Origin of the sequence: Prosthecobacter debontii (assembly GCF_900167535.1) — a bacterium.
GTDB classification, from domain to species: Bacteria; Verrucomicrobiota; Verrucomicrobiia; order Verrucomicrobiales; family Verrucomicrobiaceae; genus Prosthecobacter; species Prosthecobacter debontii.
In genome coordinates this window covers 67,449-86,198 of the sequence record NZ_FUYE01000019.1, presented here as the reverse complement: position 1 = coordinate 86,198, position 18,750 = coordinate 67,449, and the positions used below count along the sequence as shown (strand labels likewise).

Here is an 18,750-nt window from a genome sequence, read left to right as displayed (position 1 = left end):
ATGAACATTCTCGTTACAGGCGGAGCGGGATTCATCGGGTCCCATCTGATTCGACGAATCGTGGATGAGCCAGAAGTTGACTGCGTGGTCAATCTGGATGCCTTGACCTATGCTGGGAACTTGCAGAATCTGGAGGGTATTCATGATCGGCATCCCCGGTATGCCTTTGAACACGCGGATTTAAGAGATGCCGAACGGGTTCATCAAATTGTGGCTGCTCATGACATCACTCATGTGCTTCATCTGGCAGCGGAGTCTCATGTGGATCGCTCGATTCAAAGTTCAGCCATCTTTATGCAGACCAATGTATTGGGAACCTTGCATTTGCTGGACGCTTGTCGCGCTTATTGGAGGCTCGGAGGTGACAACCGGTTTATCCAGGTTTCCACCGATGAAGTGTATGGCAGCCTGAACCCTGATGATCCGCCGTTTACGGAAGAAACTCCTCTTTTGCCCAACTCCCCTTATTCAGCCAGCAAAGCGGCGGCGGATTGCTTGGTGCGCAGTTACGTCAAGACCTATGATTTTCCGGCCATCATCGCCCGCTGCTGCAATAACTTCGGCCCCGGCCAGCATGCTGAAAAGTTGATCCCCACCGTCCTACGCTGTCTGAAGACCAGACAGCCGATTCCAGTTTATGGAGATGGAAGGCAAATCCGTGAATGGATCCATGTCTCGGATCATGTGGACATGCTCTGGCGTGCTTTGCTCGGGGGAAAGCTGGGAGAGGTTTACAACCTGGGAAGTGGTGTCGAGTTGAGCAATCTTCAACTCATCGAGCACCTGTGTGATCTTTGGGACCAGCAGACGGGGCTGGAGGTGAGATCTTCACGTCAATTGGTGACTCATGTACAGGACCGGCCTGGGCATGATAGACGTTATTCCATTGATGCCTCAAAGTTTGAACAGGCAATGGGTTCTCCCCAAGGCTCGTGTGACCCAGATGATGGGCTTGCTGCCCTGGTCGCGTCTTTTCTTCGTTAGACGTGTTATGAAGTGGCAAGTCTGTGTATTCTTGTTCATGGCTCATCTCTTGAGCCCCTGCTCAGCATGGGCAGACATGCAAGTCCTCAGGCTTGAGTCGTTTGAAGGCATCAAAACGTTGAGCGCGGATAGCCCTGGTCAATTAGGAGCTTTCAATCGAGGTGCTTGGCACTGCCGTCCTATTGGCCCACGGCTTGCTGCAGGTTCTGAAGTGGGATGGTCTGCGGACTCGCAAGGGGACATGACCCACTCCTTTTGGGATTTAACTCAGGCTCCATGGAGTGACGCCAGGCAAAAAGGGATGATGGGTTGCTGGGTGCGCTTCGAAGACTTGGTTGGTGCTGGATACTACAATTCCGCCGTTCAGGCTAACCCAGCGGTCGTTCTTCAGCTTACCTGCGGGGATGATAACGCTCCTTTTCAGACCATCGGGGTGACCTACGATGGGCGGTTTTTGAGCCGCATCGACGGGAGTCAGTGGGTTGCTGGGGAAACTGTCAAAAAAAGCCAGTGGTATTGGATTCAAATCGAGTGGGTGGCGACTCCCACCTCGTTTTCTGCCAAAGCCTACATTCAAAGGATGGGCGGCGAGCTTAGACTCTTAAGCGTTAACAATCTACAACACGCAAACTATCAAGCCACGCGTGCGAATGTGATGAATGCCCCCGTTTCGATCCAGCCCGGGCAAGCTTACATGTGGCGTGGGCGTCTAGGCGGAGCGACTTTGGCCCGCATTTCCGGTTTTGGAGATGGAGCGCCACCGCCTAGCTTACTATCCCCCGAAGAGCGGCAGCAGCAGTGGTTCGTTAATCCTGCCCATGGGAATGATGCCAGTGATGGACTTACCCCCCAGACTGCTTGGAAAAGCGTCGCCAAGATCAATGTGGAAAGTGCGCATGCCGGTCTCCTCTCCCCTCCCGAAGGGGGATATGAGAAGGGGCACAGTCTAGTCATTGATACTTCAAGCAAGCCTCTGGACTTGGGATCACTTCAATTGGAAATCAGGACAACTTGTTTGACGATCAGTCCTCCGCCGGGTCAAACCACCGTCAGGATACAAGCGCATAAAGACATCTCATCCGGCTCTGCCACATGGCAGCCCGTTCCGTCACCTCATCATTCACATGTCTGGATGACTACCGATGGCGATAGCTCAGATCTCAAAGACATTGTGGTCTGGGAAAATGATCGTTGGCTCCACCATCCCACGGGTCGGTCTGCCGAGGAAGTCATGGCTGAGCTTGAAGCCAATCCGGGCAGCTTTTTTAGCGATGGAGACACGATTTTTATACACCCTTTCGAAAGCACGAATCCCAATGCTGACGGCAAAATTTACACCCGGAGTCGGTTCAGAACGGAAGGCGGGTCGGCGATCAAGCTGCTAGCTCCTGATCTGCGCGTGGTGGGGCTGAGCATCCGTAAAACCGCTCTAGCCAGAGCCAGCGACAATGATCCCTACACCTCGTATGGAATTCAGGGAGAGCAGAATTTTGGAGGCGTTTCTTTATTAAAAAATTGTTATGTCGATTACGCAGGTAAGCACTGCATTGGTTTTACAGACTCCAACTCTCATCGAGATGTCACGGTTGATTCCTGCCAAGTTGAACAAGGCACTCCTTATTCTAACCAAACTCCTTGGGTTGATTACAATGGACTTCCAGAAGCCTCGGGTAACTGCACGACCTACCGCAATTGTTTGAACTATCGGACCACCGGTGTGATCGGCTCCACAAAAGGGACTTCGAACTTCGGCACTTCTTATTATGCGCACAACAATGGGATAGGCACCCAGTTCGAACATATTCGTTTTATTGGAGGGGTGTTTTCCGGGCAGGTCGGTGCCGCCGCAGGCATCCACGAATTCACCTTTGACGGAGGGACGTTTGGCGGGGGAAATGTGACGGCTGAAAAAGTGACTGTCACACGTTGTTCGCTCACTCAACTTCCCATAGGGAATGCCGCTCCAGGAGGAAGATTGATTGCTCGAAACAATCTCTGCGTTTTCACCGAGGGAGTGTTAAATGGGGCCAACAATGCGGTGATCATCGGGGAGGTTATCTGGGAAGGAAACACCTTTGATCTCAGGCCGTTTAGAATCAGTGATAACCCGTACTTCTCACTTTTTCGGCGGATCGGAGACCTCAACTTTACCTTTAGGAACAATATTTTCATTTCTCCGACAGATCGGTTTTTCAATGTGATGAGCGATACGTCATTTGCTGACGCCCTGCTGTTCTCAGATAACCTATATCAGACTTCATCGGAGCGGATCATCGTGCATCGTTTTGACGATGGGAATTCGAGGAGGCAGCGGAGTCTGTCAGAGTGGCAGGCGTTTGGCTATGATCAAAGAAGCCGTTGGGTCTCAGATCTTGATATGACAAGCACGTATGTTCCCTCTCCAGATGGCCCAGCTGCTCACGGCGGAATTGATTTGGGAGCGGGCACTGATTTCACTGGACGGGTATTTGAGTCGAGGTCCAGCATTGGAGCTTATGAGCCTGCAGAACTTTATGCAGCGTGGCGAGCTAGACACTTTTTAGAGGAAGAGAATTCTGAGTCTAATGAGGATATAAATGCAGACGTCGATCTCGACGGCATTCCCAATATACTTGAATTTGCATCTGGGACGGATCCTCAGATGGCTGACGGGTATCCCATTTTTAGGGGCTTGAATGGGACGTCCTCTGAGGGGGTAAACAAATTCACAGTGCAGCTTAGGCGATCTCTATTGGCAAGTGGTCTGGAGTGGAAATTGGAGATTTCACATGACTTCAAAGAATGGCATCCAGAATCCATTCAACCTTCTTCTATCGTGAATACTGCGTCGAGAGCTGGGTGGGAAATCGTTGAATATGACTTATCCAATTACCTGCACTCTGGACAGGATCGAGTCTTTGCGCGGTTTGTGCCTGTGATAGTGGAATAGCTGTATTCTATGCTGAACAAGTGAGCCGGATTAAAAAGGCATTCAAAGCGACAGCGGTTGGCCAAGTCTTTGCCATGCTGGCTATGCTTTTGTCGTTGGTGGCAGTTCCTCTCTATCTTCAGTGGCTAGGCCAAGAGCGATATGGGCTGTTACTCACAGGAATGGCTTTTGGCAGTTACCTCATGTTTGCAGATGGCGGTTTGACTTGGGCTTCGATGTTGCTGATTGCGGAAGCCAGTGGTCGAGAAGACCGGGTTGAAATTGCTTCGATCGTAAAATGCAGTTTATCGCTTGCTGGTTGTTCAACTTTGCTGGTGGCCGTCATCGTGACTGGGTTGGTGATGAGTCTGAAACTGATGAGTCCAGTCGCTTGGCTGCCTTCGCATCCAGAGTTTTCCGGTCTGCTTATTGTGTTAGGTCTCTCAACCGGTCTAAATCTGCTTTTTTCTCCATTTTATAATCTGCTATTCGGCCTTCAAGATGCCCACCTAGCTACAGCTTATCAGGGAGTTGGGAGACTGGTTGGAACGGTGTTGATGCTTGTTATCGCTCGACAAGGATGCTCCTTGGCATGGATCTTTGCAGGGAATGTGTTCGGCGGCCTATTGGTTTCACTTGCCGTTGCTTGGCATTGCCGCCGCCGTCACTCCTGGGCATTCTCTCATGGCAGCTTCTGGAATGGGGCTCAGATTCGGAGACAATTGCGGATGAGCGTGAAGAGTTTCATCATGCAAATAGGCTCTATTTTGTGGGGCACTGCGCCCGTACTGGCCATCAGTGGAGCGGCGGGCCCTCAGGCTGTTCCTGCTTATACAGTGCCGGTGGCTTTGCTTAACGCCCCCTTTGGTTTGTTGACGTCCTTTTGCGCCAACCTCCAGGCTGGCTATGGGGAGGCGATGGGACGAGGGGATAGGGAGTGGATCACTAAAACGATTGCTGCCTTACTCCGTAAAGCGGCTCTTCTGATAGGTCTCCTGGGCACGGGTTATATGCTTTTGGCAGAAGCTTTTATTGGTCTTTGGACTCACGGTCATCTCCAGTCAGATCCGCTGATGCTTCTGAGTGCACTAGTCATCGTATCAATGGGGACCGTATTGTCATTTTTTCGCTATGCACTAACAGGGATCAACCGGCACCGAAATGCGGCTTTGGCTGATTTGATCTGCGGGCTCTTGTGCTTTGTTTTCGTCTTTTTATCGGTGCGCTTTTATGGGCCTGGTTGGGTTGGAGCGGGTGTGGCCGTCGCCGTTATCTTGAGTAGCGGTTGGATGTTACCAGTCGAATTGTCACGTGCTCTTCAGAGGAGGCGGATTTGGCCAGCTTGGTCCTTCTGGGCACGCTTAGTTGTTGTGATGCTGATGTCTGGGATAGCGGGATGGCTTTCGATGAAATCAATGGTTGGAGATGGTATCCTCGCCTGGGGGCGAATCCTCGTTTCGGGGTCGGTCTGTTTTGGAGTTTATTCGAGCCTTAGTTTTTGGCTTTTTTCTGAGGATGTGATGCCGATCAAAACGGCTCTCGCTTCCTACAGGAAGGGGCTTCAGGTGAAGTAAAGGGACGAGGTCAATGGAACGCTTTTTGAAAAAAGAATGGACATAATTCAATGCTAAAATCGTGGCTCAACAGTCCCTCAGGTCTTTGGTTGCACCCCAGAACGTGGTGGTTTGGATTATTGCGGTGGAGATGCCAGGGGGCCGTGCAGAGCGGACCATTCTCTGGGATGAAATATCCTGGAGTTTCGATCGGTAGCAATTCACCCCCCAAGCTTCTTGGAACTTATGAGTTGGAACTTCACGATTGCATCAAATCTTTGATCCGGGAGAAGTGGAGCAAGGCTATTGTTGTGGGAGCAGCGGAAGGGTATTATGCAGTCGGCGTGGCTGCGCATGTGGGCTGCCCTGTGGTTGCATTCGAACAGGAGGAATCTGGTCACAAATGGCTCAGGAAAATGGCTGAGCATAATGGCATGGGGGCTCTGGTCGAGATTCGCGGGCGCTGTGAATCTACGGACCTTCAGGAGGCTATCAGCAAGGAAGGGGCGAACTTAATCATCATGGACGTTGAGGGGTATGAAACGGTGCTGTTGGGTAGTCTCCCGACAACCGCAGTGCGTGAATCAACTTTGCTCATTGAAATTCATGAAGGAGTTGATCGTCAGGTGACGGCCATGATCCATTCCAAATTCTCGTCTACCCACGACATAACTGAATATATGACCAGGGAACGTAAGGTGGAAGATTTTACAGGGCCTCGGTGGCTTTCTAAGATAGCCATTCAGAAGGCTTGGGTCACATCTGCCATGGATGAAAGCCGGGGTGGTCCCATGACCTGGATCTTGCTTCAGCCTAAAAGCAATGAGATTCCATATCGAGGTTAGCCTATGAAGCTGTTTAAAAATTTATTGAAGCACATTTGGCAATCTTATTTGAAGCTCTGCCGCTCTCTGCCATGGATGGCTGTGCCACTGCCAAATGGCCTAGCTCAGGCAGGCCGCGTCTGGTGTCATCCAGAATTTTTCAGGCATCGGTGGTCGAGTGATGAAGACAAGGTCTTTGCGACACTCGTCGCATTGATCAAACCCGGGGATGTTTTTTTTGATGTCGGGGCCAACATAGGGCAAACTGCGATTGTTGGTGCCCGATGTGTAGGTGCCGATGGCTGTGTGGTCGCGTTCGAGCCTTCAAAGCTAAACGTGGAAAAGATGGAATACCACCTTCGGTGGAACGGAGTCCGTCAGGTGAAGGTAGAAACTGTGTGCGTCGGTAAGCGAGTTGGCATTGTTGATTTTTTCCTTCAAGGAGACGGACTTCATAGCAGTAATTCGTTAACATTTTCCGATTCCAAAAATCTAGCGACGCTTGCGGCAAAGCCTCTCGTGGTCAAAGTCCCAATAACCACGATCGATGCCTACTGCGCAGCGACAGGATTGAGGCCCGATGTGATTAAAATCGACGTCGAAGGCGCGGAGCTCGATGTCCTGCAGGGGGCTCTAGAAGTCTTGAAATTGCATCGCCCAAGGATACTGCTAGGAATTCATCCCTTTTGGTGGCCTGAAGGCCAATCCGGTCATGATATCGGTGAGTTTCTCGATAATCTCGGCTACAAGGTTTTAAATCCCGGAACTAGACAGGAAGTACGACCACAGGACTTTGCAGATTATCTTTGCCTCCCAAAAGAAAGCTTAGCTTGAGGGTTCTACATCTACCAGTTGCTTATTTGCCTTGGACCGTTGGAGGGCGGGAGGTCTATTGTCACACCTTGTGTCACGATCTTGAAGATCATGGTGTGGAATCCATCGTCGCAATCCACCAAGATCCGGGTCGAAAAGAAGCGGTAGGTGTTCATCAACATGAAGGAATCTCTGTTCATGTTCTGCCAGCGCTCAAAGATTTTTCTGAGCGCGTGACTGCCTACAGTAAAGTCTATGCGTCACTTCCTGGTTTTTCAGACTTGTTAGATCAGATGAAGCCAGATCTGGTTCACTTTCATGATCAGAATGGTGGAGCAAGCCTAAGCCACATGAGGGAAGTCAAGCAACGGGGCATTCCCACCGTGTTGACCTATCACACCCCAGGACAATCCTGCGTCCAAAGAGCCTTGTTATATGAAGGTAAGCATCCTTGCGATGGTAAGGTGATTCTCCAACGCTGCACAGCCTGCAGATTGGTGGATAGCGGGTTACCAAGACCCTTTGCAAGGCTAGCATCCATGACGGAGTGGCCCGGCGTGTCTCCCTCATCATCGTCACGGTGGCAGCGGGTCCTCTCGGCACGGCTCATGACACGCATTTTCAAGCAGTCTCTCGAGGAGTTTTTTGACTTGGCCGATGGCGTCGTTGTTGGCGCTGAATGGTGCCGTGCGGTCCTATTATCGAATGGTCTGGCGGAGCATAAACTCCACCTGATACGCACTGCTGGACGCGAGCCATCCAATGATGTTGTTGGCCTTAAGTATCCTGCGAGACAGCCTTTGCGTTTAGCCTGCATGGGACGCTGTTCGCCGGTGAAGGGATTCCACGTTCTGATCGATGCGGTCAAAATGCTTCCTGAAGATGTCCCCCTACAAATCCACTTTTTAGGTCCCTACTGGGATGATTCCTATGGCCAAGAACTTCTCAAGAGAATAGGAGGAGACAAACGATTCATTTCGCCACGATTGGTAGCCAATACCGATCTCATGACGACTCTCGCAGAAATGGATGCTGTGGTCGTGCCTTCAATCTGGCTGGAAACGGGACCGCTGACTGTGTTTGACGCTTTTGCCGCGGGTTTACCTGTGATCGGGAGCAGGCTGGGGGGGATTTCTGAAGTCGTTCGAGAGGGACTCAATGGCTGGTTGTTTGAAGCAGGGAGCGGCCATGACCTTTCTCGCAAAATTCAAGGCTTGCTGGCAGGAGAGTTACAGATCCCGGCTCCTGTAAATATTCGGAACAGCTTTCCAAGAACAATGAAGACGGTGGCCGGTCACTATGCCAAAATTTATTCTGACTACGTAGGATGAGAATCTTGGTCATTACAGATCCGGTCATCCCTGTTCCTCCTATTGATTATGGAGGAGTCGAACGAATAGCGGCATCTCTGTGTCAGTGCCTGAGGGACATGGGCCATGTAGTCGATTTGATCGCTGGCCCCGGATCTCAATCTTTTGGAGGTCGACTGTTTATTCACCACCGGCCATCGACTAAGCGACTCTCTAGGGCAGCTCGTAAAGCCTGGTTTCAAGGTATTTCGGCCGCTGCTGTATTAAAGGCTGATTGCGTGATCAATTTTGGAAGACTCGACTACTTGCATCTGATTCTAAAGTTAGCCAAGCCGCTGATTTGTTGTTTCCAAAACCCGATCCTCGCTAGCGAAGTTGAATGGTTGGTGGCGAGGCGATCACGCAATCTGGCTCTGGTTGGCATCAGTCGCGCTCAAGTCGAAGACGTAAGACACCTCGCTGAATTTTCCGTCATTTACAATTCAACCAACACAGATCTGTTTGAAGCTCGATCAGGTATCCCGGAAGAGGGTTATTTCGTCTTCCTGGGAAGATTGACCGCCAATAAAGGAGTCGATACGGCGATAAGGGTCGCCAAAAAGTGTGGAGTGAGATTAAAGATAGCTGGCAATCGACCTCAAGAGGAAGATGGACTGAGGTATTTCAACGAAGAGATCAAACCTCATCTAGGAGACGTGATTGAATACGTTGGAGAAATCAATGATGAGCAAAAGAAGAGTTTGTTAGGAAACGCGCGGGCGCTTCTATTTCCGATTCGTTGGCCTGAGCCTTTTGGAATTGTAATGGTGGAGTCGCTAGCCTGCGGAACACCGGTTATTGCCACACGGTGTGCTTCCACTCCAGAAGTCATCGATCATGGTAAAACTGGATTTTTAGCGGAGTCCGAAGACGAAATGGTGGAGGCTGTGCAGAAGATTGACTCTGTGGACAGGCTAGAGTGCAGACGGCAAGCTGAGCAACGTTTTTCAAGTAAGGTCATGACTGAAAAGTATCTTGACGTCATTCAGAAATTAGTCGCATCGCATTCAGCCTAACGATCCAAATGAGAGAACCTGGGAATGCGGTGATTAGCAAAGGGTTGCTTGTGCACATCCTTGTCTCCGCAGCGTCAGGAGGCTGTGAGAGGGCGTGTGATCATCTGTGCTCGTATGGCAGTGAAGTCGATCATCACATTGTAGTTCTCGGAGATGAAGGGGTGATGTCTCAAGTTTGGGCGAATTCGGGTGCTACTGTTGAACATTTACACATGTTAGGCAGGTCTCGGTTCGCACTGGCGAAAGCTCTTCGTGGAAGACTTAGCATGCTAAATCCTGATGCGGTGATCGCTTGGCATGGTATGGCAGAGTTGCCTGTGATTCTTCATTCGATTCCGAGAGGGTGTCGTCACGTCGGGGTCCATGGTGGAAACCCTGCATCAAACTTGAGTAGTTTGACAGATCTTAGATATTTGTTCACGGAAGGGTTGGTTTTCCCACGGCGCTGCAATCCTGTATATTTGTGCTGTTCTCAGTACGTTGCTGATACTTTTAAGCGCAGCTATTATCTGAATCGCTTTCAAACAAAGGTGGTGGCAAATGGAGTTTATGATGTTCCTGATAGCCTGAAACATATCCCACGAATTATTCCGACGAATGGCAGCAAGGTGGTGATCGGGATGTTAGCTCGTCTAGATTTGATCAAAGATCATGCGACAGTGATCCGAGCCTTCGCTGAGATCAAGAGGGAGTTTCCCTGCGCGGTTCTAGAGTTGGCGGGAGATGGAGATCAAGCGCAGAATTTACGCGCTCTGACGGAGGCGTTAGGGCTGGTCGACAGTGTGCATTTCCTCGGCACCGTTCGGCAGGTAACGGAGGTCATCCGAAAATGGGATGTGTGTGTGTATGCCACCACCCACAATGAAGGTTTTGGCATCGCACTTGCCGAAGGATTGATGGCGGGACTCCCTACCGTGGTGACAGATGTGGGGCCAATCAGAGAAGTGTGTGGCAATGTCGAGGGTGCTACGGTGATCTACGTGAAACCAGGGAGTTCGAAGCAATTAGCCGAAGCTGTTACGAGGTTGATCCCCGACTTGAAATCAAGGCAAGCGTTGAGTCTCATGGCACGACAGCATGCGATGCGACACCTCTCCGGCCGCACATTTGCCAAGCGATACATTCAGCTACTGTTTCCGGCGATCATATTCGCTGATGCCTAACCATCGATGAAAATAGCCGTTGTACAGTTAGGGGCCCGAATGCACTACGCCGTGCCTCGAATTTTTTCTGAGGCCGGAATTCTCAGCACTCTCTACACTGATATCTGCGGGACATCAGGTCTTGGCCGATTGATGTCGCACCTTCCTCATAAGCTGATGCCCGGTGGGGTTAGACGTTTAGTCGCTCGACAGGTATCTGGGGTGCCCGCAGATCAAGTGGTAACTTTCGATCGGCTCGGCATGGCATATTGGTGGAGCTTACGCTGCGCCCGCACGCCGCGAGAGATCGCTCAGGCACATCTCCAGGCGGGTCAGGAATTGCAAGAAGCTGTCATCCGTCATGGCATAGATGGCACGGATGCGGTCTACTCCTTCAATTCAGCAGGGCTCGAAGTGATGAAGTTTGCCCGTGCTCACCATATGCGCACGTTCCATGAACAGACGATCGCACCCGTTGTCGTGCAGACTTCGCTATTGAAGGCGGAATATGCACGTTGGCGAGGCTGGGAGATTGAACCTCCATATGAGGAGTTTTACCGACCCTTCGAAGAGAACGAAAAGGCTGAGTGGGAACTCGCGGATACCATCCTATGTGGATCCGAATTCGTTCGTGAGGGAATCGCTCAAGCGGGTGGCCCTGTGGAACGTGCTGTCGTTGTACCTTACGGAGTGAATATGACGGTTGATCCGGCGATTTTGGATCAACGATCTCTGCGAGAACCGGGACCGCTTCGGGTGCTGACAGTCGGCACCGTAGGTTTACGCAAAGGCTCACCCTATGTTATGGAAGTGGCCAGAAAGCTCCAAGGACGTGCCGACTTTCGAATGGCGGGTCCGATCGACCTCACTCCGGATGGGGCGAGTAAGCTGGCCGAGTATGTAACGCTCTTGGGTATCGTTCCCCGTAGCGAAATGGCTGCGCAGTTTTCTTGGGCGGATGTCTTTTTGCTGCCCAGCATTTGTGAAGGTTCTGCAACGGCAACTTATGAAGCGCTGGCGTGGGGATTGCCCGTGGTCACGACTCCGAATACTGGCAGCCCTGTTGTTCATGATCAAAATGGATATGTGGTGCCAATTCGGGACGTCGAGCGTTTGGTTGACGCCTTGGAACGTCTTCGGGACCAAGACCTGCGACGTAAAATGGGTACTTTAGCTATTTCAGATTCCAAGAAGTTGAATGTGTCTGCTTATGGGCACCGTCTTGTCGAAGCCATAAAGTCATGAACCGCTCGATTGCTGCAGTTGGGGATGTCACATCCCAATCCACATGGAGCGGTATTCCATGGTTTTTTTGGCAAGCCTGTCTGCAAGCAGGCTTTGCTACGGTGCCTTGGAGACCAGATTTACAGGCGGCTAAAAAGCCTCGACTCTTCTGGAATCTCAAACGCTTATTGGTCGGGAAAAAGAGCGGAGGGTTTCAATACTCGACAGCATTTTTAGACCTGCTCGAACAGCAAGTGCCTCGCGAACTCAAGCAATCCGAGGTGATCACATTTCACCAACACTTTCCGCGGGCGAGAACGATTCAAAGCGCTGGTGGAGTGATTAGTCACTACGTAGATGCGCCTTTTGCAGCTCTCGTGACGGGGCGTGGGTTGGATTTAAAAATACCTCAGGACATTGTGCGTCACGGGCTGGAAGCGGAAAAAGAAAACTATGCCTTGAGCCAGCGTGTGATCACGATGGGAAGATGGGCAGCGGATGTCATGCGGGAGGAGTGTGGTGTCGATGCTGCAAAACTTCACACGATTTTGCCAGGAGCGAACATGGCGTTGCCAACGGATTGGACATTCCCGAATTTCAGGGAAGGCGCTGGTCGCACGCGAGATTTCGTCCTGGGATTCGTCGGTAAGGAGTGGGAGAGAAAAGGTCTGCCAAGATTGTTAGACCTGCGTGATGAATTGGCGAGACGTGGGTGGCGCGTGGCTGTGCACGCGGCTGGCCTAACGATACATATGTTCGAGGGCCGGACTGGTCTTCGAAATGTGGGGTTCATTCACAAGTTAAAGGACCCGGCGAGATTCCTGGCGTTTCTGGTCGGTTGTGATTTAGGGTGCCTATTCTCGCAACGGGAGGCGCTGGGTATATCGACCTTGGAGTTCCTACGTGCGGGGGTTCCCGTTGCAGGTTTCGCCCACGAAGGAATTGCGGACACGTTACCTCCTGATGCAGGGTTTAGGTTTGATCTCTCTCAGTCCATCAGTGAAAAAGCTGACATCTTGGACGATTACCTCAAAGACGAAGCTAAACAATATGCCTTCTATCAAGGGGCTCGGTGTTGGTCACCGTTGCTTTCATGGGACAGATGCGTTCAAGAATTTCAAGAGTTGTGGGAGACTTCTACGATCTGTAATCCTGTGCGTCCTTGGCTGGGACTCGCCTCTCAACCCAATGCTAGATCTTAACGACTTGCTCTTTTCATGCGTTCTGCTTTGACATGGCTGCTTCAGCACCCCGTTTTTCGTCAGCGGCCATTGCGGACTTTCTGCCGCTGGGTGTTTTGGCAGGTCCGCCAACGACTGACTGATAAACCGCTACGCTTAGGTTTTGTAAATGGAAGTTCGCTGATGATCCACCCTCGTGAAGGATTGACTGGCTATTGGTATGTGATTCTTCCAGATTATGATGATCATGTCTTCCTCCTGCGGTTTCTGAGGAAAGAAGATCGTTTTTTTGATATTGGGGCCAATGCCGGAGCTTATTCGGTCTTGGCAGCTTCTGTTGGTAGTGAGGTGCTTTCTCTGGAACCGGTGCCTGAAACTTTTGAGCGGTTGGTTGTCAATTCGAGGCTGAATGTGGCCAGCCGCATCAAGCCTTTGCAATTGGCGGTGGGAGACAGTCCTGGAAGAGTCAGGATCACCACCGATCTTGGACCAGGCAATCATTTGACGATGAATGTCAGTGAAGAGTCTCCAAGTATCGAAGTGGACTTGGTTACCATGAAGTGCTTGAGCGAGAAGGAGGGGGGCCCAACCTTTGTTAAAATTGATGTCGAGGGGTATGAACTGGAAGTGCTTCAGGGCGCGGGTGATCTTTTAAGCAGCCGCGAGCTGATTGGATTTCTGATCGAGACCTTTCGGCCTAACAATTGGCATTTGCCCAAATTCCAAGAGTTGGAATGCCTTTTGGCAAAGTATGGCTTTCTTCCTTATGCGTATGATGCAGCTGCTAACCGATTGTATAAACTGGAAAAACCCTCCGACGGATTTAACAATACGCTCTATTTGCGAGATATAAACGTGGTCAAACAGCGACTGGCAGAGACCCATCAATGGCCTGTCCTGTAATGCTCAGCCAGTGATCAAAATTCTTCATATTTTAGCGACTCCGCGCGGCGAAGGGACGCCCAATCTGGTGTTGGATTGGCTCAATACGGGACTTCATCATCAGGAAGTTTTTGCGTTGGATCACTATCCACCCGACTTAACTCCACAGTTGAGCTCGGCAGCCCAGTGGTATGGCGCTTCAGATCAGGGGCTGCTCAAAGGCTGGAAAAGTTTTCTTCGTCTGATGAGAGCGGTAACGGCTGTTTGTTCTGAGCGCCAACCTGATGTCGTGATCTGTTGGGTGCATGGATTGTCACCCTGGATATGCCTGGGGGCATGGCGCTCAGGTGTTCGTCGTATCCTCGTTCACGCGGGAAATCCTCCCACCAGGAGCTTCAGACATGATTGGCTGACACGGTATGCCAATTGGCCTTTGTGGCTGCTCAAGGCTAAAGTGGTCTGCTGCTCGCGTTACGTTTGTCAAACACTCCAGAAGGTGCCGTTTGTGCCTGAGAAGTTGTTCCATGTGGTTTACAATTGCTCTCGAGCTGAAAAGGTCCAACAAAGGGCGATGGTCGCCCGAGCAGGCCGCGTGTCGTCGGACGACCGCGTGGCCATAATGGTGGCCACTCTGGAAAGGCATAAGGACCACGCCACCTTGTTGCATGCTGTGCCCGAAATCGTCCGACGGGTGCCCTCATTTAAGCTGCTGCTGGCTGGTGACGGGAGCCTTCGGCAGCCGTTGGAACTGATGGCTCGTGAAATGGGTAAGGATGCGGTCTGTTTCCTTGGAAGCCGTCAAGATGTGCCTGAACTGTTGGGAAGCTCGGATCTTTTTGTCTTCTCAACCACGGATCAAGAAGGGCTCGGCAGTGTCTTACTTGAAGCGATGGCCGCCGGGCTGCCTATCGTGGCCAGTGATGTCCCGGCTTGTCGTGAAGTATTAAAAAATGGCCTGTTAGGTGAACTGGTGCCGCCGTCAGACCCTCAAGCGATGGCCGACAAGATTGTCGAGATGCTCAATGATAAAGGTCGAACAGAAAGTCTGATGTCGTTGTATGACATTGAATTGGCAGGCTATGCTCCCCCAAAAATGATCAAAGAATATCTGGCTTTGGTCGCGCTTGAATCCACCAGCCACGGTTAGATACTCCATCCCATTTCATGTCGATTATATTAACCTTAGGCTTTTCTTTGTTGTTGCTGATAGGGCTGGTCGTGGAAGCAGTTCGCTGCTGGAACGACTCTTGGGCAAAGCCTGCTCTTGCCGTTTATGGCACGGCAGGTGTCTGGTATCCAGCCAACTTGCTCTATTCCGGGATCGATCACTTTCGTGACCTGTTTCCGGATTCGATCATCAATGCAGCCCTCTTTCAGTTCTGTGGCTTTTTAATCTTGCTGCGCCTTTTTATTCCTCTGGCCTGCCGGTGGTTAGTGACAAAAAAAGTGACTTGGCACTCGGGCGTTCAAATTCTTCCCTTTGAGAAGCAAATTGTGCCTTTGTTTTTGGCAGTCGTGTTTCTTTGGCTCGTTCTGTTTATAGCTGGGGCTGTGCGGTTGGAGGGTAACATTCTGCCCGTCATCTGGCCTCCGTCCGCCAGAGAAAAAGTGGCGTTATTTGTTCATTCTGGGATCGGGGGACGCACCGGGTTTATCACGGCTGCGGCACAATATTCGTATCAGCTTACCTGTGCCTTTTTCGGGATCTCATTCATTCTAGGTCGAGGGTGGGTCAGGATAATGGCTTTTCTTTTGATTTGCTTCACGTGGCCCTACTTCATGTTTGACCGCACTCGAAACGTGCAACTGGCGATTTTGATGCCGACGATGATCTCCTATCTGCTGCTGGGTAGGTCTCATCCGGTCGTTAAAGCTGTGATGACGGCAATGGGTCTGATAGCGATTTATGTCTGGTTTTTGTTGGTCGGGATTTACCGCTCGGATTATGATATGAGTCGCTTCTTATCCGTGCCGCGACAGTCCACAAAAGTCTTGCTGGAAAGTCGTCACTTCGGTCTGGATATGCTTGAGGAGCTTTGTTTTATTAACACATTCATCGAAAAAGGGACCTACAAGGTCAACTATGGAGAGCGTTATCTCGGCGAATTTTTGAACTTTGTGCCGAGAGCGATCTGGAAAAACAAGCCCCTTCTGGGGTTTGACTACGCGATCGCACGTGGGTTCGTCGCTTCCAATGCGAGTTATCGTGAAACGGCGATTAACACGACAATCGCCACAGGGATGATCGGACAGGGGGTGACAAATTTTGGACGGGTGTTTGGGCTTGTTTCTGCCGCTGCGTTAATGGCTCTTTGGGTAGGTTGTCTGGCACGTCATTGGGAAGGCCGATGGAGGATTGGGAACGCCTTCCTGTTCCTTCTCGGAATGGGGCTCACGTTTAACCTCGGGCGTGATATCACGCTGCTTGTGTTATGGCCCTTTGTATTTGCCTCCATCGGGGTTTGGATCCTGGACAAAATTACTTATAAACCAGTTCTTCAGCATGCGCCGCGGATGCCTGCTCGTAGACGCTGAAGGTGTCTCGTACCTATGAAGTTGCGAGTGTTGCTTGGCTTTGTCAGCTATGGGCCGTATCACTTGGCTCGGCTAAAAGCATGCCAAGAGACGTGTTCTGATTGGGATGTCTTCGGATGGGAACTCTCTGCCACACAGTCTGAATATGGATGGGAGCGGTCCGAAGAGGATCATATCTTTAGTGTGACTGAAGAGTGCTTGGAATCTGTGAAGTCATTTCGCTGGTTGGGCCTCGTCTGGAGCCACCTTCAGGCCCTGAACCCAGACGTTTGTTTTTTAGCTGGCTACTCACACCCAGGGATGTTGGCTGCACTTTTGTGGTGCTGTGTGCATCGCCGAAAAGCGATCATCATGTCTGACAGTAAGGCCGACGATGCCCCCCGTAAACCATGGCTGGAGTGGTTTAAAGGTAGGCTTCTGGCTCTCTACGATGCTGCCTTGGTCGCAGGAGCCCCACATCGAAGGTATTTTACGCAGTTGGGCATGCCGTCTTCTTTGATCCATGAAGGCTATGACGTTGTTGACAATGCTGCCTATGCAAAACCTCAACCACGTCCTCCTCTTCAACGGCCTTATTTCTTATCAATCAGTCGATTTATCCCCAAAAAGAATCTGACGACTTTGCTGAGTGCCTACTCTGACTATGCCCATGCACTGGGTTATGATCAGGCTTGGTCTTTGGTGATCTGTGGCGAAGGAGCATTGCGAAGACAACTTGAACAGCAAATAGCAGAGGCTCAGTTGGGAGAGCTAGTGAGTTTGCTCGGATTCCTCCAGATGAAGGAATTGATGCCCTATTTGGCTCATGCGAAAGCACTCGTTCACGCGAGTTCCCAGGAGCAGTGGGGGTTGGTGGTCAATGAAGCTCAAGCGACAGGCATTCCTGTCATTGTTTCCCGCAACTGTGGGTGTTTTGAAGATCTGGTCGAGGAGGATGTGAACGGCTTCGGTTTCTCGGCCGGGGACCGGGCCCAGTTGACCCACCTTTTAATACAAATGCACGCGCTTCCCGAAACGAAACGCCAAGCGATGGGAGAAGCTGGAAAACAGAAGATCAATCTAACACATTCTTTGGAGCGTTTTGCGGCAAGCGTCAGGAGTTGTGTGCAGTCGGCTTTGACGGCATTTCCTTCCCAGGCCTGCTGAGGACTATGAAAATTGCGCTTATGATGGGTAGCCTTTCCCGGTTGGCGGGGGGGCTGCTCGAAGCCAACCGGCGTCTGACTCAAGGCTGGGATCAAAATGGTGATGATGTCCAGATTTTTGGAGTAAAAGATCGCTTCACCGATGCGGATGCAAAGCTGTGGGCACCGCTCAAACCTATTACATATCCATATCTCGGACCTGCTCGTTTTGGCTATGCACCGCAGCTAGATGCCCGACTTTCTTCTTTTGCGCCCGATGTTCTTCACTCACAAGGCTTATGGACCTACACATCGTTAGCCGCTTCGCGATGGAAGCGGCGAGTTGGCGGGCTGGAAGTGATTCATCCTCACGGGATGATGGACCCATGGGCTTTGAGAAATTCGGCTTGGAAAAAGCGTGTTATGGCGGCGTTGTTCGAGCGACGACATCTATTGACGGCGAGTTGTCTTCGAGCTTTATGCCAGTCAGAACTTGAATCTATCCGCCAATACGGATTTCGAGGACCGGTGTGTGTGGTGCCCAACGGCATGGATGTGCCCGAAATCTCTACCCAGGGTGCCAGGCATCCGAACCTACCCAAAGGAAAGAAGGTGTTGCTTTACTTGGGGCGTTTGCATCCCAAAAAAGGCTTGGCCAACTTGATCCGAGCCTGGGCCACTTTACCCAATCGCCATAGCTGGATTCTCGTCATTGCAGGCTGGGACGACGGCGGACACAGCGATGATTTGAAGAAGCTGGTAGCAGAAGTTTCGGTCGAGGATGACGTGACTTTTCTGGGACCTCAGTTCGGCTCAGACAAGGAGATGCTTTATCGTGGATGTGAGGCGTTTGTCCTGCCTTCATTTAGCGAAGGGTTGCCGATGGTTGTATTGGAGGCTTGGGCCTTTGCGAAACCCGTTTTAATGACGCCGATGTGTAATTTGCCAGAAGGATTCAATGGAGGCGCTGCTCTGTCAGCACTTCCAGAAGTGGATTCTCTCGTCGCGGGGCTGACACAAATGTTTGCGTTTTCGGCTGAAGAGCGTGAACGAATGGGGCAAGCAGGTCGTCGATTGGTTCAGGAACAGTTTTCTTGGCGCCGTGTTGTCGAGGATCTGTCAGAAGTCAATCGCTGGCTGGTTCATGGAGGATCTCTGCCTGAGTGTGTCGCACGGCTCTAGTCAGACGCCTGGAGGGTAGTCACTTCTTTCCAT

Annotated in this window: 15 protein-coding genes; all 15 read left to right on the top strand. The window is 51.2% G+C overall.

Going from position 1 to position 18,750, the window contains the following annotated elements; translation table 11 throughout:
• The 15 genes from rfbB (at window position 1) to B5D61_RS21490 (ending at window position 18,717) form a co-directional block, all read left to right on the top strand.
• Window positions 1-984, top strand: coding sequence for a dTDP-glucose 4,6-dehydratase (rfbB, locus tag B5D61_RS21560; RefSeq protein WP_078815514.1), 984 nt, complete (start codon window positions 1-3; stop codon window positions 982-984).
• A gap of 37 nt (window positions 985-1,021) precedes the next feature.
• Window positions 1,022-3,913 carry a hypothetical protein gene (locus tag B5D61_RS21555; protein WP_176159605.1) on the top strand — a complete coding sequence of 964 codons (2,892 nt, stop codon included), beginning with the start codon at window positions 1,022-1,024 and terminating at the stop codon, window positions 3,911-3,913.
• A 20-nt stretch (window positions 3,914-3,933) separates the two neighbouring features.
• The gene (locus B5D61_RS21550) at window positions 3,934-5,466 is read left to right on the top strand and encodes a lipopolysaccharide biosynthesis protein (RefSeq protein WP_078815512.1); all 1,533 of its coding nucleotides are present in this window, start codon (window positions 3,934-3,936) and stop codon (window positions 5,464-5,466) included.
• 167 nt (window positions 5,467-5,633) lie between these two features.
• Window positions 5,634-6,290 (top strand): hypothetical protein, encoded by a 657-nt coding sequence (locus B5D61_RS21545; RefSeq protein WP_139373418.1) that lies wholly within the window; start codon window positions 5,634-5,636, stop codon window positions 6,288-6,290.
• 3 nt (window positions 6,291-6,293) lie between these two features.
• Window positions 6,294-7,103, top strand: coding sequence for an FkbM family methyltransferase (locus B5D61_RS21540; protein WP_078815510.1), 810 nt, complete (start codon window positions 6,294-6,296; stop codon window positions 7,101-7,103).
• Window positions 7,076-8,413 (top strand): glycosyltransferase, encoded by a 1,338-nt coding sequence (locus B5D61_RS21535; RefSeq protein ID WP_078815509.1) that lies wholly within the window; start codon window positions 7,076-7,078, stop codon window positions 8,411-8,413. Before B5D61_RS21540 ends, B5D61_RS21535 begins: the two co-directional genes overlap by 28 nt.
• A 5-nt stretch (window positions 8,414-8,418) precedes the next feature.
• The gene (locus B5D61_RS21530; RefSeq protein ID WP_176159602.1) at window positions 8,419-9,447 is read left to right on the top strand and encodes a glycosyltransferase family 4 protein; all 1,029 of its coding nucleotides are present in this window, start codon (window positions 8,419-8,421) and stop codon (window positions 9,445-9,447) included.
• Between the two features lie 266 nt (window positions 9,448-9,713).
• On the top strand, window positions 9,714-10,610 hold the full coding sequence (locus B5D61_RS21525; protein ID WP_176159601.1) for a glycosyltransferase family 4 protein: 897 nt from the start codon (window positions 9,714-9,716) through the stop codon (window positions 10,608-10,610).
• Window positions 10,611-10,649: 39 nt separating this feature from the next.
• Window positions 10,650-11,834, top strand: coding sequence for a glycosyltransferase family 4 protein (locus B5D61_RS21520; protein WP_217699044.1), 1,185 nt, complete (start codon window positions 10,650-10,652; stop codon window positions 11,832-11,834).
• Entirely contained in the window at window positions 11,831-13,015 is a 1,185-nt protein-coding gene (locus tag B5D61_RS21515; RefSeq protein WP_078815505.1) for a glycosyltransferase family 4 protein, read from the top strand. Before B5D61_RS21520 ends, B5D61_RS21515 begins: the two co-directional genes overlap by 4 nt.
• Window positions 13,016-13,030: 15 nt before the next feature.
• Complete coding sequence (locus B5D61_RS21510; protein ID WP_078815504.1) at window positions 13,031-13,897, top strand: FkbM family methyltransferase; 867 nt, start codon at window positions 13,031-13,033, stop codon at window positions 13,895-13,897.
• A 10-nt stretch (window positions 13,898-13,907) separates the two neighbouring features.
• Window positions 13,908-15,023 carry a glycosyltransferase gene (locus B5D61_RS26700; RefSeq protein ID WP_078815503.1) on the top strand — a complete coding sequence of 372 codons (1,116 nt, stop codon included), beginning with the start codon at window positions 13,908-13,910 and terminating at the stop codon, window positions 15,021-15,023.
• Window positions 15,024-15,040: 17 nt separating this feature from the next.
• Window positions 15,041-16,411 (top strand): hypothetical protein, encoded by a 1,371-nt coding sequence (locus tag B5D61_RS21500; RefSeq protein WP_078815502.1) that lies wholly within the window; start codon window positions 15,041-15,043, stop codon window positions 16,409-16,411.
• A gap of 483 nt (window positions 16,412-16,894) precedes the next feature.
• A complete protein-coding gene (locus B5D61_RS26465; RefSeq protein ID WP_176159598.1) occupies window positions 16,895-17,557 on the top strand; it encodes a glycosyltransferase in 663 nt (220 codons plus the stop codon).
• A gap of 5 nt (window positions 17,558-17,562) precedes the next feature.
• On the top strand, window positions 17,563-18,717 hold the full coding sequence (locus tag B5D61_RS21490) for a glycosyltransferase (RefSeq protein ID WP_078815500.1): 1,155 nt from the start codon (window positions 17,563-17,565) through the stop codon (window positions 18,715-18,717).
• Window positions 18,718-18,750 lie beyond the last annotated feature (33 nt).

Excerpts from the sequence above, each read along its gene's own strand:
- B5D61_RS21545 (WP_139373418.1), top strand. The coding sequence starts at position 5,634 with ATGAAATATCCTGGAGTTTCGATCGGTAGCAATTCACCCCCCAAGCTT.
- B5D61_RS21510 (WP_078815504.1), top strand. The coding sequence starts at position 13,031 with ATGCGTTCTGCTTTGACATGGCTGCTTCAGCACCCCGTTTTTCGTCAG.
- B5D61_RS21515 (WP_078815505.1), top strand. The coding sequence starts at position 11,831 with ATGAACCGCTCGATTGCTGCAGTTGGGGATGTCACATCCCAATCCACA.
- B5D61_RS26465 (WP_176159598.1), top strand. The coding sequence starts at position 16,895 with ATGCCGTCTTCTTTGATCCATGAAGGCTATGACGTTGTTGACAATGCT.
- B5D61_RS21520 (WP_217699044.1), top strand. The coding sequence starts at position 10,650 with ATGCACTACGCCGTGCCTCGAATTTTTTCTGAGGCCGGAATTCTCAGC.
- rfbB (WP_078815514.1), top strand. The coding sequence starts at position 1 with ATGAACATTCTCGTTACAGGCGGAGCGGGATTCATCGGGTCCCATCTG.
- B5D61_RS21540 (WP_078815510.1), top strand. The coding sequence starts at position 6,294 with ATGAAGCTGTTTAAAAATTTATTGAAGCACATTTGGCAATCTTATTTG.
- B5D61_RS21500 (WP_078815502.1), top strand. The coding sequence starts at position 15,041 with ATGTCGATTATATTAACCTTAGGCTTTTCTTTGTTGTTGCTGATAGGG.
- B5D61_RS21525 (WP_176159601.1), top strand. The coding sequence starts at position 9,714 with ATGCTAAATCCTGATGCGGTGATCGCTTGGCATGGTATGGCAGAGTTG.
- B5D61_RS21555 (WP_176159605.1), top strand. The coding sequence starts at position 1,022 with ATGGCTCATCTCTTGAGCCCCTGCTCAGCATGGGCAGACATGCAAGTC.
- B5D61_RS21490 (WP_078815500.1), top strand. The coding sequence starts at position 17,563 with ATGAAAATTGCGCTTATGATGGGTAGCCTTTCCCGGTTGGCGGGGGGG.